The organism is Mycobacterium malmoense (genome assembly GCF_019645855.1).
Classification (GTDB): domain Bacteria; phylum Actinomycetota; class Actinomycetes; order Mycobacteriales; family Mycobacteriaceae; genus Mycobacterium; species Mycobacterium malmoense.
Genome location: NZ_CP080999.1, coordinates 1,194,329 through 1,207,102 on the forward strand (window position 1 = coordinate 1,194,329; position 12,774 = coordinate 1,207,102).

Sequence of the window (12,774 nt, forward strand, 5' to 3'; positions counted from 1 at the left end):
GCTCTCGATGTGGGAGGTTGCGGCGACCGTACCGCCTGCGGGTATTGCTGCGCGATGTGTCTGATGACCTGTTGGCGGGGACACGGACGATGCGCGCGATGGGGTTGGTGTCGTTGGGGCAGGCCCGGTCTGTGTTGGACCTGGTAGCAGAGGTGCCGATGAGCAAGGTCAACGGGGTAGCGGACCTGGCGCCGACAGAAGGCTGGTGCCGACCGGGTGCGTGCGCGGGTACCGCTCTGGCTGCCGAGTGTCGGGAGGTTCTTGATTGGGCGCGGGCGCGTGTCGATGAGTTGGTCGGTGTGGTCGAGGCGAAAGAACAGTTCGCGGTGTGGTGCACCGCGCTTGAGCTCGACCAGTGTCGTGTCGTGCATGGCGGTGTGGTGAGGTCGTGTGCGGAAAACCATATGGTGTTTCTGGGTGCACCGGGCACGGCGAAAACGGCGTTCGCCCGGGTGGTGGGTGAGGTGTTGTTTGGGGTGGGCACGCTCACACGCCCGCAGGTCATCGTGGTCAGCGCAGGTGACATCGTCGGGGGTGACCTTTGGCGCAGCGCGGCCAGGATGAGGGATGTGTGCGAGGATGCGCGCGGTGGGGTGTTGTTGATCGACGAGGCTTATCGGCTGGACTCGGAAATCGACGGCGGCTCTTGGGGTGTGGAGGCGATCACCACGCTGCGGGCGTGCATGGCGGCATACCGTAACGGGCTTGTGGTCATCCTGGCCGGCTACCCCCGTCCGATGCGCGACTTCTTGGCGGCTCACGCTGGGTTGGCCGCTCGATTTCCCGTCACCGTGACCTTCGCCAGCTATACCCCGCAGGAAGTCGTCGCCCTTGGGCGCCAGCTCGCCGGCAGAGAGCATTTGGTCGTGGAGGACAGTGCGTGGGATCTGCTGGGTGCCGAAGCAATCCGGTTGCGGTCGATCCCGCATGGCCCTGGGACGCTGCTTGATGTGGCCGGCAACGCCCGTTATGTCGGTGAGGTGATCGCGGTGTGTCGGCGTGCGCGGACCCGTCGATTGCGCAGGCTGGCGCCCAGCCCCCGCGATCTCGAGCAACTTGTGTGCACCGATCCGTGCGTGCTTAACGTCAGCGCCGTGGACATGGGACGCGCGATCGCTGCAGCGCGCCCTGCCGTAGCACCCTAAATTTGGTGTATCGACATTGATTCTGGAGCACCGAAGTCCCGGGTGCTCTGAATTCGGTGAGGGGCATGTTGATCACGAACCTCCCCATGTTGCTCTGAGTCTGGTGGTGGTTGCCGATGCGCGCCGGTGACCGTCAATCGCAGTATGCCCGGCAGGGTATTGGCTGGGAGGGTGTGAGTCCTTATGGGGGAGAAGGTGGTTGAACTCCTAGTCAGGGGCAGTTGTGTCCCTGGTGAGGTGGGGTTGGGCAGGAAGCTGGAGACGAAATCTTGCGTCGAGGGATACCAGGCGGGAGGGGTGTTGGTCGGGGTGGGTCCGGCGGCGGATGGTGACGCCTGTTGTATCGAAAGCGGTGGGTGCGTACATGGGGTCTTGTCTGGGGTTTGCTGGTTGTGTGGGACGGGTGGAGCAAATGTGTGTTGGGGTGCGGCTGCTGGTAGTTGCGTGTTGAACTAAAATTCGGGGGGGGGGTTAACTCCAGGCCTTCTTGAATCTCTGCAAGCATTGGTTCCTTTACTTTATATGGTTTGCGCGTTTCGATGTTTGCCGCGCCAACTTGACCGCTCTCACCTCAACTCGGCCGAAACTAAGCTGGTTCTCAGCTACTTTCTGACCATCCGATTTCGACTCACCGTTCAAAGGAGATGGTCGTGGATCTCGCAGCCCGCCCGCACATCACCGCCGCAGCCGCCCTGGCCAGCGCCGCTGCCCCGGCTCCCGGCCCGATGGCCTCGCACTCATCCGGTCTTCACGGGGCCGATAACTACGCCCGATGAGCGTGTTCACCGTTTAACTGTCCCGACGCCGGCCGACACCATGGTGGGCCTGTTCGCCGGGGCGGAGAGCGACTCGCCTTGCTGGTCAGCGAATCAAACGCGGCCGCGGTGTGGCCAGGGTGTCCGCGAATGTCGTTAGCGCTCAATTCTTTTCAGGTCCGTGTCTCAAAGCATCGTTTTATCGACTATGACAGGAAGGCTCGCAGATGAAACGCAAACAGCACACAACGAGGCGAAATCGCCGTCACGCCAAGGCACGCCGGGGTGGCCGTGTGATCGGCCTGGGTACGGCAGCCGGCGCCTTTCTCACCGCCGCAATGAGCCCAATAGCAACCACGCCGCCCGCCCGCGCCGGCGTGCTCGACGCGATCATCGACCCCCTCCTCCAGCCGGTCATCTCCGCTGCCAGCCAGGCCGCCCTCGACGGCGTCAATGCGGGCGCGGTCGCCCTCGACGGCGTTGGCGCGAGCGCGGCCGCCTTCGAAGGTATTCATTCGGCTGCTCTGGAGGGCATTACCAACAGCATCAATGCCAGCGTCGCTGCGCTGGGTGCCGGCGGGCTTAGTCCGGCGGTTTTTGAGAGCATCAATTCTGGTGCGGCCGCCGTGGAGGGGATCAATGTCAGTTCCGCTGCCGTCGATCTCGGCGGTCTGAGTGCTGCGGCTGTCGAAAACCCGCGTGCCGCGCTCAATGACCTCATCTATGGCGCGTTCGACAGCTTCTATATCGGGATTCATGGGGCTGGTGAGGCATGGATCGCCAGCCCCACCGGCCAGCAAGTGGACGGGGTAATCAATGCGCCATTCGTCGACTTGTTCGGGCGCGACCTGATCGGCAACGGCGTCAACGGCTTCACCGGCCAAAACACCTCGTTAATCGGCAGTCTCGGGCTCAACGGCAGCCTCCACGACGGCGGGTTCCTATTCGGCGACGGCGGGTCCGGTGCGGCCGGCACCGCCGCGCACACCACCGGCTTCGCCGGCGGTGCGGGCGGCCTAATCGGCAACGGCGGCACCGGTGGCACCGGATTTAGCCCAGCCAGCGGTAACGCTTTTGCCGGCGGCGTCGGCGGTAACGGCGGCACGTTGATGGGTAACGGCGGTATCGGTGGTGTCGGGGGCGCCGGTGGTCCCGAGCACAACGGCGGCGTTGGTGGTGCCGGCGGTAACGGCGGTTTTTTGTTCGGTAACGGAGGTACTGGTGGTGCTGGCGGTACTGCCGGCAGCGCCGGCGGTTACGGCGGTATCGGTGGTGCCGGAGGTAACGGCGGCGCGCTGATCGGTCAAGGGGGCAACGGTGCCGCCGGCGGCGCGGGCAGCCTCGGCGGCGGCTACGGCGGTTCCGGCGGGACCTCCGGCGGTGCCGGCGGTTTGGGCGGGCTGTTGGCCGGCAACGGTGGTAATGGCGGCAACGGCGGTCTCGGCTACTACGGCGGTGTCGCCGGCGCGCAAAGCGGTAATGGCGGTCTTGGCGGCCTCGCTGGGATCCTCGGCCAGGCCGGTGCGCACGGCATCAAGCCGACCGCGCCGCCCACCTAATACCCAATTCGACGCAATGGCCCTCCGCACTATCCCGGTTACCGTCGCGCACAATTCCGGCGCCTCGGCCACATACACCGGCCGACGATTCTCCCGCCCAGATGTCAACGAATCAACGACACGCAACACCAGTCTCGGAACACCCAGACTACAGACAGCAAAGGAACAACGCGCATGCAACAGCTAACAGCCCTCCGGCCCCTCGTCATCGCGGGTGTCGCGGCAGTAGGTGCCAGCCTGATCGCCTTAGCGCCGGCGGTCTCCAACGATGTCGCAGCCGACCTCCAGCGCAGCGTGGTCAATATCCAGGTCGAGCTGACCGATAACGTGGTGAATCCCGTCGCAACCTGGATCGACGTCTTGCAGACCTCGGGTGCCAACCTCCAGTCGATTTTCAACCAGTGGAGCGAGATTCCGTTCCCGGTCCTGCAGCAGATGGCTGCGAACGCGCTCGACTACGCGGGTATCTACGTCGGTGCGTACCAGACCGCTGCGATGGGCGCTTCTAACTTCTACACCTCAACGTCGTCTGGCAACTTCTTCCCAGCCCTGGTACAGGCTGTCACCGCGTTCCGCGAGCCTGACTTCACCACAGCGTTCGAGGGATTGGATCAGGCCTTCTGGACACAACCACTGCTGTACATTTTCGAACCGCTCGAAAATACTTTGAAGATCCCTACAGATATCGCGCAGAATTTCGCGAACTTTGTCGCGTTTATGGATAGCCCTTTTTTGTCCGCAATTGGTTACGATTTTGTCACCCAGCTGCCTCCCGCGTTGGTGCGTGGTTTGGGTGAGGGTGTTCAGAATATTTACGATGCGTTCGCCTCCGGGGACTTGCTTGGGGGGCTGACCAATGTGGTCAATCTCCCGGGCGTGTTCGCACAGGCAGCCCTCAACGGGGTTAATAGTGGTCCCGGCGGCATCCTCACCCCCACCGTTGCGGGTCTGCTGTACACTTTGGCGATTTCGGTTCCTGTTGATCTGAGCCAAAAACTTGTTGCTCCCGGTGCGCAAGACATCGTGCAAGGCGGCAGTGTCTCCTCGGCGCTCTCGGCATTCTTGACCCAACTGACCACCGATTGGCCAAGTCTGCAGGCTTTCGGCGATCAGTTCATTAATGCCTTTCATTATTTCGTCGATGCGGCCGGCTTCAGCACCGCGGCCAATGTCGCTGGCGTGGGTGATTTCGCCGCTGCGGCGTCGGCTGCCGGTGCTTTTCCGGTCGATATCGCCAGTGTGGCTCCGTCGATCGCGGCCGACCTGTCTGGCCTGGCCCCGTCGGTCGTGGCGGACCTTGCCGGCCGGCTGCCGGTCGAGTTCGGGACGCTCGCGGCCAACGTCCTGACGTCGCTGTTCTGATCCCGCTGCGGCGTGAACCCGCCCAGCGCAGGTGAGACCCACACCAGTGCTGGGCGGGCTGGTTGCCGGATCGCCACCGCCGATGCTGACACGGTTGCTGGCACCGGTATGGGGGGCGTCGCTCTGGCCGCCGAGTGTCGGGAGGTGCTTGAGTGGGCGCGGACGCGTGTCGATGAGTTGGTCGGTTTGGCCGAGGCGAAAGAACGGTTCGCGGTGTGGTGCACCGCACTTGAGCTCGACCAGCATCGTGTCGAGCACAGTGTGGTGAGGTCGTGCGCGCGAAACCATATGGTGTTTCTGGGCGCACCAGGTACGGCGAAAACGACGTTCGCCCGGGTCATCGGTGAAGTGTTGTTCGGGGTGGGCACGATCACGCGCCCGCAGGTCACCGTGGTCAGCGCAGGCGACATCGTCGGGGGTGACCTTTGGTGCAGCGCGGCCAGGATGAGGGATGTGTGCGAGGAGGCGCGCGGTGGGGTGCTGTTGATCGACGAGGCCTACCGGCTGGACCCGGACACCGAAGACCACGCTTTCGGTGTGGAGGCGATCACCACACTGCGGACCTGCATGGCGGCATACCGCAACGGGCTTGTGGTCATCCTGGCCGGCTACCCCGGCCCGATGCGCGACTTCTTGACAGCCCATGCTGGGTTGGCCGCTCGATTCCCCCTCACCGTGACTTTCGCCAGCTACACCCCGCAGGAAGTCGTCGCGATTGGGCGCCGGCTGGCCGGCAAGGAGCATCTGGTTGTCGAGGACAGTGCGTGGGAGCTGCTGGGTGCCGAAGCAATCCGGCTGCGGTCGATCCCGCATGGCCCTGGCACGCTGCTGGATGTGGCCGGCAACGCCCGTTATGTCGGTGAGGTGATCGCGGTGTGTCGGCGTGCGCGAACCCGCCGATTACGCAGGCTGGCGCCCAGCCCCCGCGATCTCGAGCAACTCGTGCGCACCGACCCCGGCATCCTCCACGTCAGCGCCGTGGACATGGGACGCGCGATCGCTGCAGCACGCCCAGCCGCAGCACCCTAAATCCGGTGTACCGACACTGATCCCGGAACACCGAAATCCACGTAAGGCCGCTCTCCGCCTCGTACCTGATCGTGCAGTTCACCGCCTTCCGCAGTGCGGAGGTACCAGTGGAAATTTGAAATAACTTACAGCCGTTCAGCTTTGGCATATAGGGCGGCTGGCGGCCTTCGAGAAAAGGACAAATGACCGAACGGGGAATGGTTCTCGCTGTCGCACGATGGCATAGCAGCGTTCAAGCGCCGCGGCCGCTTCATGTGACCCCCGCCCTAGGGTTTACGCGCGTTCTACTGCGCCCGGCGCGAACTGCATCACCGCGGCACCACTGGCGCGCACCGAGAACCACCACGGCCCCTCGGGCGCACGGTCAACGTGGTTCTCGATGCTTGTCCAGCGGGTGGCCAACCGCACCATCTGATCCCACGCAGGCTTGCGCCCAATATCGCCATGCAGGTGAATCACCTTGAGCCTGTGTGTAATCGCCAGCTCGGCTTCGGCCGGCCTGGTACGCAGCCGCTTGTCGTTGGTAATCATTACCCAGCTGCGATCACCGACGATCGGAATCCACTCGGGGTCCGTAACACCACGCGGCAGTAGCTCCTCAACGGGTGGACGGCTGAAGCGCGCGTCGGTGCCTACGCCGCCGCCAACCGGTACCTTGCTGTGTAGGCGATCGCTTGATCCACCTGCCGCAGGCTGAGCCCGTACTCCGCGGCCAAAACCTCGTGCGGCTCACCGCTATTGGCCATGCCGGCGATCGTGACAGGCGAGACTCGACGACCGACGAATGTGGGCTGCCCGCTGTAGCGCATCGGGTTAATCACGATGTCGGGGAAGTCGCGGTCTGCGGGGATTTCGGCGATTATGGCCTCGCCGTTCTCGTCCATCCCGAGGGTAGCCAGGTTGGCGAGCCACCGGCCGTCGCCGAGCAATTGCTGACCGGTGCGTATGACGACCTCATGCTCCGATTCTTCGTCTTTTATCGTGAGATCGCGGTCGTGGACAGAGAGATACGGGCGCATAAGCGCCAATGGATACTGTGTGTCGAACTGTCGCCGTAGTTCGTCAATCGCCGCCCGCAATCGTGGGATTGGAACGTTCTTCACGTCGCGGAACTCGGCGAGTATGCGTGTCTCGACGAATTCGCCCCAGGTAACCCACGGGGTGTCGCGTGGCTTTACCCGCAAAATCGGGTCGTAGGCCTTCCCGGCGCGTTCGTAACCGTTGATCCATCGCCGCGCTGTCCCGCCGTGCAGTCCGATCAGCCGATCCACCTCGGCGTATACGTAGACCTCGCGATCGAGCATCGAGGTAACAACCATGTGCGTAAGCATGACACAACGCTATTGGTGGAGCCTGACACCTCACGGTAAAGCGCCCGCCCGGCCCGGCAGGCGAGGATGACCGGCCGCCGTTGCCGCCGTAGGCCGACAGCCGCGCGTAGAGCAGTCTGGGGTTGCGCTCTTCGGCGGCTACGGCTACACGCGGGACTTCCCCGTCGAGCGGATGATGCGCGGCGCCAAGATCACCCGGATCTACGAGGGCACCAATCAGATTGAGCGCGTGGCGATGTCGCGGGCGCCGCTGCGCTAACGCCGCCAAGCCCTAATGCCCGTCGCTAGCTATGTGGATTCCGAATGGCGCCGCGCGAACCAGGTGATCAGCCGGCCGACGATGATCAGCAGCAGCAGGAACACGATCAGCAAGAACGCCGCGTCATAGGACAGGTCTTGGGCCGTCCGCGACGGCTGGTTGTAAAACGTCCAGATCGGGTAAGTCAGGTAACCGACCGGTGAGTCGGTGAGCTGTCCGCTCGGGAGCGAATTCGACCAGCCCGCCGTGTACAGCAATGGCGCCGTCTCGCCGATCGCCAGCGCGAGCGCCACCAGCATCCCGGTGATGATTCCGGGCACCGCCGACTTCAGCACAATTTTGCGCAGCATCCAACCGGTCGGCAGCCCGAGCGCCTCCGCCCCTTCCCGGTATGAGGTCGGCACCTGAGAAAGCGCGGACTCGGTGGCCTTGGCGATGTATGGAATGCTCATGACCGACAGCACCAACACCCCGGCCGCCAGGGAAAACCCCCAGTCGAAGTTCACTACGAGCGCGATATAGCCGACGTAGCCGAGCACGATGGACGGGATGCCGGAAAGCACCTCGTAGGTGCCGCGCAGAATCGATTGCGTTCTGCCGGTGGCGAATTCGGACAGATAGATCCCGGTCAACACGGCCACGGTGCCACCCACCAGCATGACCCCCAACCCCAAGACGGCGGTACCGACGATCGCGTTGCGTAGACCGCCACCGTTGCCCTGCGTGTCCTGCACCAGCACATTCCAATTGATGACCGGCAAGGCACGGCCGACGACTCCGATCAGCATCCACAACGTCGGGACGATCACCACCGCCAGGCAGCAGAAGCATGCGGCCCACCACAACGCGTTGACGATCTTGCGCCGAGTGGCGACCGACCGCAGTTCGCTCACGTCAAATACCTCGCCCGACTGGCAGCGCGGTACCTGACACCCGGCGCACCAGCGCGCGAGCGGCCACATTCGTCAGCAACGTGATCACCATCAGCACCAGAGATACCTCGGCGAGTGTCTTTACCGCGAAGTTGGTGGAGTCGGTCATCGCCGAATCCAGCTGTGACACCACGGTGGCCGCAATGGTGGTCATGGTCGAGTAGATGTTGGTGGGCATCGCGCCCAGGATCGCACCGGACACCATGGCCACGGCCATCGTCTCCCCAAGCGCACGCCCTAGTCCCAGGACCACGGCGCCGATGATGCCGCTGGACACCCACGGCAGTGTGACCCTGCGGGCACACTCCCAATCAGACATTCCCAGCGCCGTCGCGCCCTCGCGGGGCAGCAACGGCACCTGTCGGATCAAGTCGCGGCTGGTGCTGGCGATGATCGGGATGATCATCACCGCCAGCACCAGACCGGACACCAGCATGCCTTCTCCGTTACCGGTGTCACCGCGAAAGTAGTCGAGCACCGGCACGTCGGGAGCGTTGCGGGCGATCACCGGCGCGACGTGGTGAGCGACGAACGGCCCGAACGTCATCGCCCCCCAGAGCCCGACGACGACGCTGGGGATGCCGGCGAGCAACTCGAGCATCATTCCGACGGTCGACGCGAGACGTTTCGGCAACCGTTCCACGATCGCCAACGCCGCTCCGATGGACACCGGCACCGCGACGATCAGGGCAATCGCAGAGGTCGCCAGGGTCCCGACGATCAGCGGCAATGCCCCGTAATAGGCGCCGACCGGATGGGGGACACCGCGGGTGACGACGGTGTCACCGTAGGTGTTACCCGGGTTCCATTCGGTAGCGGCGAAAAAATGCAGCCCGTTGAGCCTGATCGCGGGCAGCGCCTCGATAGTCAACGTCGCGAGCACGAACACGAGCGCGAGCAGCGGGATCACCGCACCGAGTCCGCCCAGCCACCGGACGGCGAGGCCTGCGCGGCTCGCGTCACGGATGCGGCCCAGCGTGTGCCGAACGACGGTCAAGCCGCCCGGCGCGCGCTGTTTAAGGGGCAGGACCAACGAATCAGCTTGCTATCTTGGCGATCTGGGCGTCAGACATCTTCACCACCGCGGCGGGCAGCGGCTGAAAGTGAACCTGGTCGAGGAACGACTTGCCGTTACCGTCGGTCAACGCCCAGTGCAGAAACGCCTGCAACGTTTGTGCGGTGGCGGCATCCTTTTGATGGTTATTGACGATGGCGTACTCATAGTTGACGATCGGGTATCCGTCGGCGGCGCGCCCGTCGATCATGGAAACGGCTTGATTCTCTGGGGTTTTGGCGGCGAAGCTGCCGGCCGCGGACTGAATGCTTTGGGCGTCCGGCAGCACGTATTTACCGGAGCTGTTGCCCAGCTGGGCTTCCCCCAGTCCCCTTTGGTTGGCCTGGTCGAGGAAGCTGATGCCGATGTAGGCCACACAACCGGGGGTCTCAGCGCAGCCGGTCACCATGCCGCCATTGCCGTTCTCGCCCAGCGCACCCGGCACCGCGGGGAAGTCGACGGTGGTGCCGAAGCCGGGGGATTTGCCCCAGCCATCGGAGTCTTGTTTCGACAGATACTGGGTGAACAAGAAGGTGTCGCCGGACCCGTCGGAACGGTGCAGCGGCACCACCGTCGTTCCGGGCAGGTTGACCCCGGGATTGAGGGCCGCGATCTGCGGGTCGTTCCAGGTTTTGACCTTGCCCTGGTACATGGCCGCCAGCACTTTGCCATTGAGCTTCAATTGCTCTTTAACACCGGGCAGGTTGTAGTTGACCTGCTGAGCGGAAATGGCCAACGCGATGTTCATCAACCCCTTGTGGGCGGCCATGTCGCCCTCGGACAAATAGGCGTCGGAGGCGCCGATGTCGATCGCCCCGGCAGCGGCCTGCGAGATGCCGGTACCCGAACCGGTACCCGCCGTGGTGATCGTGACGTTCGGGTACTTGTCGTGATAGGCGGGAGCCCACAGATTGAACAACGGGTAAAGCAGCGTGCTACCGGTCTCCGACAACGCCACCGGTGACGATGCGGGCGTCGTTGCAACCGGACCGGCGTTTCCCCCGGGTTTCGACGAACCGCCTGTTGATTGCGAACCGCAGGCTGCTGAGGCCAGCACCAGCGGCACAATGGCCGACAGCGCTAACAATGCACGAATCTTCACGTCCACACCTTTCGCTATCTCTCGTTACCGCCGTTTTCCTCCGTGGCCCCCACGATGACTCCCAAGAGCTTGCGGTCGCCAAACAGTCCGGAAACGTAACGGGCGGTTTCGGCGTGCTTCGGCGACAGGAAAAGCTGTTCGGTGGGCCCCTCCTCGACCAGTTTGCCGTCGAAGAACAAGGCCGTGCGGTCACCGATCCTGGCGGCCTGGGCGAGATCATGGGTCACCATGATCACGGTCAGGCGGTCGGTGAGCGATCGGATCATCCTTTCGATCTTTTCGGTCGTGGTCGGATCCAGCGAGGAGGTGGGCTCGTCGAGCAGCAGCACCTCCGGGTTCACCGCAAGCGCACGCGCCAGACACAACAACTGCTGCTGACCGCCGGAGAGCCGGAACGGGGAATCGCCGAGCCGATCCTTGACCGCATCCCAGAGACCGACCTCGGTGAGTCGAGCCTCGGCAATGCTCCTGAATTCCTTGCGAGGTGCCATCTTGTGAGCGCGCACGCCGGCGACCACGTTGTCCATGATCGACATGGGGAATGGATTGGGGCGCTGGAACAGCATGCCGACCCTGCGGCGAAACTCCATCGGGTCGCGGTCTTTGAAGATGCTGCGTCCGCCCAGCAGGACATCGCCGCTATACCGGTGTCCGGACACTCTGTCGTTCATACGGTTCAGGGTGCGCAGGAAGGTCGTCTTACCTGAACCGGTTGGTCCCAGCAAAGACGTGACCGCACACGCGGGAAACTCCAGGCTCACCTGGTCGAGCACGGTTTTGCTACCGAAACTCAGGGTGAGGTTGACAGTCGCCATGGCCGGAGTGGCGACACCAACAGCTACGGAACCGGTTGCGGCTTCAAGCTGTTTGCGGTCCATAAAGACCCGATGCTACTTGGTCGTTCCACACGGGGGTGACAACGCCCGTTCTTCGTTCGCAGCGCTTTCACAGATGCTGCTAATGCTCCGCTCATCTTCCGGAGTTTGTATATTCACAGTAGGTTCACGCCTACGTTGCCTACCAGCTACGCATCTGTGCGGTGGAATGCGTGGTTCAACGGCTCGGCTCCTCGGTGGCGGCGGAGAGAATTGTGTTCGTCGCCCTGACTCGTCAAAGGAGTTCCGTGAGATTCAACCGATCCGGTGCCGCATTGAGCCTGCTGCTCGCCAGCGCACTGGTGCTGTCCGCGTGTGGAAACAACACGAACACCTCCTCGCCCGGATCCGGCTCCAAATCGGCGCCGGTGCAGTGCGGCGGCAAAAAACAGCTCAAGGACAGCGGCTCGACCGCGCAAGAAAACGCGATGGAACAATTCGTGTACGCCTACATTCGTGCGTGCCCGGGCCACACACTGGATTACAACGCGAATGGCTCCGGCGCCGGGGTGAAGGAGTTCATCAATAACGAAACCGATCTGGCGGGCTCCGACGTGCCGCTGGATCCGTCGACGGGTCAGACCGACGCCGCCGCGGCGCGGTGCGGTTCGCCGGCGTGGGATCTGCCGACGGTATTCGGCCCCATAGCGGTCACCTACAACGTCAGCGGTGTGAGCCCGCTGAACCTGGACGGGCCCACGCTCGCCAAGATCTTCAACGGCACCATCACCTCGTGGAACGATCCGGCGATCGTCGCGCTCAACGCGGACACCGCGCTGCCCGCAAAGCCCATTCACGTGATCTTCCGCAGCGACAAGTCCGGTACCTCGGACAACTTCCAGAAATACCTCGATGGCGCGTCCAACGGTGCCTGGGGTAAAGGCTTCAGCGAGACGTTCCGCGGGGGTGTCGGTGACGGCGCGGCCGGGAATAATGGCACGTCGGCGCTGCTGCAGAGCACCGACGGGGCGATCACTTACAACGAGTGGTCGTTCGCGGTGGGCAAGCAGCTGAACATGGCCCGGATCATCAGCTCAGCAGGCCCGGATCCGGTGTCGATCACTACCGACTCGGTCGGCAAGACGATTGCCGGAGCCAAGATCATGGGACAAGGCAACGACCTGGTGTTGGACACGTCGTCGTTCTACAAGCCGACGCAGCCCGGCGCCTACCCGATCGTGCTGGCGACTTACGAGATCGTCTGCTCGAAGTATCCGGATCCCGCGACCGGCCCGGCGGTAAAGGCGTTTATGCAGGCCGCAATTGGTCCGGGCCAAGATGGTTTGGACCAGTATGGATCCATTCCGCTGCCAAGTTCGTTCCAATCAAAACTGGCGGCAGCGGTCAATGCCATTTCGTAGCTATCTCGTG

The 12,774-nt window shown here is 63.5% G+C and carries 12 protein-coding genes and 1 pseudogene; 7 read left to right on the forward strand and 6 right to left on the reverse strand.

From position 1 onward, the window contains the following. Positions 1-56 precede the first annotated feature (56 nt). The 5 genes from K3U93_RS05630 to K3U93_RS05645 all read left to right on the forward strand — a co-directional run bounded on the left by K3U93_RS05630 (position 57) and on the right by K3U93_RS05645 (position 5,850). Positions 57-1,145, forward strand: a complete 1,089-nt coding sequence (locus K3U93_RS05630; protein ID WP_220688589.1) for an AAA family ATPase — start codon at positions 57-59, stop codon at positions 1,143-1,145. A gap of 644 nt (positions 1,146-1,789) precedes the next feature. Beyond that, entirely contained in the window at positions 1,790-1,921 is a 132-nt protein-coding gene (locus K3U93_RS25210) for a hypothetical protein (protein ID WP_269142760.1), read from the forward strand. A 206-nt stretch (positions 1,922-2,127) separates the two neighbouring features. Beyond that, positions 2,128-3,459, forward strand: a complete 1,332-nt coding sequence (locus K3U93_RS05635; RefSeq protein ID WP_220688590.1) for a PGRS repeat-containing protein — start codon at positions 2,128-2,130, stop codon at positions 3,457-3,459. Between the two features lie 174 nt (positions 3,460-3,633). Beyond that, positions 3,634-4,821, forward strand: coding sequence for a hypothetical protein (locus K3U93_RS05640; protein WP_071509805.1), 1,188 nt, complete (start codon positions 3,634-3,636; stop codon positions 4,819-4,821). Positions 4,822-4,929: 108 nt separating this feature from the next. Continuing rightward, positions 4,930-5,850 carry an AAA family ATPase gene (locus tag K3U93_RS05645; RefSeq protein WP_071509806.1) on the forward strand — a complete coding sequence of 307 codons (921 nt, stop codon included), beginning with the start codon at positions 4,930-4,932 and terminating at the stop codon, positions 5,848-5,850. A 273-nt stretch (positions 5,851-6,123) separates the two neighbouring features. Here K3U93_RS05645 and K3U93_RS05650 read toward each other — a convergent pair whose 3' ends face one another. Both K3U93_RS05650 and K3U93_RS05655 read right to left on the reverse strand, forming a co-directional pair. After that, complete coding sequence (locus K3U93_RS05650; RefSeq protein WP_083012885.1) at positions 6,124-6,441, reverse strand: PIN-like domain-containing protein; 318 nt, start codon at positions 6,439-6,441, stop codon at positions 6,124-6,126. 41 nt (positions 6,442-6,482) lie between these two features. Then, complete coding sequence (locus tag K3U93_RS05655; protein WP_083012888.1) at positions 6,483-7,181, reverse strand: DUF433 domain-containing protein; 699 nt, start codon at positions 7,179-7,181, stop codon at positions 6,483-6,485. A 121-nt stretch (positions 7,182-7,302) separates the two neighbouring features. Between K3U93_RS05655 and K3U93_RS05660 the strand changes: the two are divergent. Next, positions 7,303-7,440: pseudogene (locus K3U93_RS05660) on the forward strand (acyl-CoA dehydrogenase family protein); the annotation flags it as partial. Between the two features lie 29 nt (positions 7,441-7,469). Here K3U93_RS05660 and pstA read toward each other — a convergent pair. The 4 genes from pstA to pstB all read right to left on the reverse strand — a co-directional run bounded on the left by pstA (position 7,470) and on the right by pstB (position 11,406). Beyond that, on the reverse strand, positions 7,470-8,333 hold the full coding sequence (gene pstA, locus K3U93_RS05665; protein WP_230981584.1) for a phosphate ABC transporter permease PstA: 864 nt from the start codon (positions 8,331-8,333) through the stop codon (positions 7,470-7,472). Between the two features lies 1 nt (position 8,334). Then, positions 8,335-9,348: a phosphate ABC transporter permease subunit PstC gene (pstC, locus tag K3U93_RS05670; RefSeq protein ID WP_139797232.1), complete on the reverse strand. Its 1,014-nt coding sequence runs from the start codon at positions 9,346-9,348 to the stop codon at positions 8,335-8,337. Positions 9,349-9,409: 61 nt separating this feature from the next. Further along, positions 9,410-10,528, reverse strand: a complete 1,119-nt coding sequence (pstS, locus tag K3U93_RS05675; RefSeq protein WP_420915375.1) for a phosphate ABC transporter substrate-binding protein PstS — start codon at positions 10,526-10,528, stop codon at positions 9,410-9,412. A gap of 14 nt (positions 10,529-10,542) precedes the next feature. Next, entirely contained in the window at positions 10,543-11,406 is an 864-nt protein-coding gene (gene pstB / locus K3U93_RS05680; protein ID WP_083012895.1) for a phosphate ABC transporter ATP-binding protein PstB, read from the reverse strand. Between the two features lie 245 nt (positions 11,407-11,651). Here pstB and pstS (K3U93_RS05685) point away from each other — a divergent pair, with 245 nt between their 5' ends. Next, positions 11,652-12,764 (forward strand): phosphate ABC transporter substrate-binding protein PstS, encoded by a 1,113-nt coding sequence (gene pstS / locus K3U93_RS05685; RefSeq protein ID WP_071508911.1) that lies wholly within the window; start codon positions 11,652-11,654, stop codon positions 12,762-12,764. The last annotated feature ends 10 nt before the right edge of the window (positions 12,765-12,774 follow it).

What these genes read in the sequence shown, in the direction of transcription:
- pstB (WP_083012895.1), bottom strand. Translation starts at nt 11,406, where the DNA reads ATGGACCGCAAACAGCTTGAAGCCGCAACCGGTTCCGTAGCTGTTGGT.
- K3U93_RS05640 (WP_071509805.1), top strand. Translation starts at nt 3,634, where the DNA reads ATGCAACAGCTAACAGCCCTCCGGCCCCTCGTCATCGCGGGTGTCGCG.
- K3U93_RS05645 (WP_071509806.1), top strand. Translation starts at nt 4,930, where the DNA reads ATGGGGGGCGTCGCTCTGGCCGCCGAGTGTCGGGAGGTGCTTGAGTGG.
- K3U93_RS05655 (WP_083012888.1), bottom strand. Translation starts at nt 7,181, where the DNA reads ATGCTTACGCACATGGTTGTTACCTCGATGCTCGATCGCGAGGTCTAC.
- K3U93_RS25210 (WP_269142760.1), top strand. Translation starts at nt 1,790, where the DNA reads ATGGTCGTGGATCTCGCAGCCCGCCCGCACATCACCGCCGCAGCCGCC.
- K3U93_RS05635 (WP_220688590.1), top strand. Translation starts at nt 2,128, where the DNA reads ATGAAACGCAAACAGCACACAACGAGGCGAAATCGCCGTCACGCCAAG.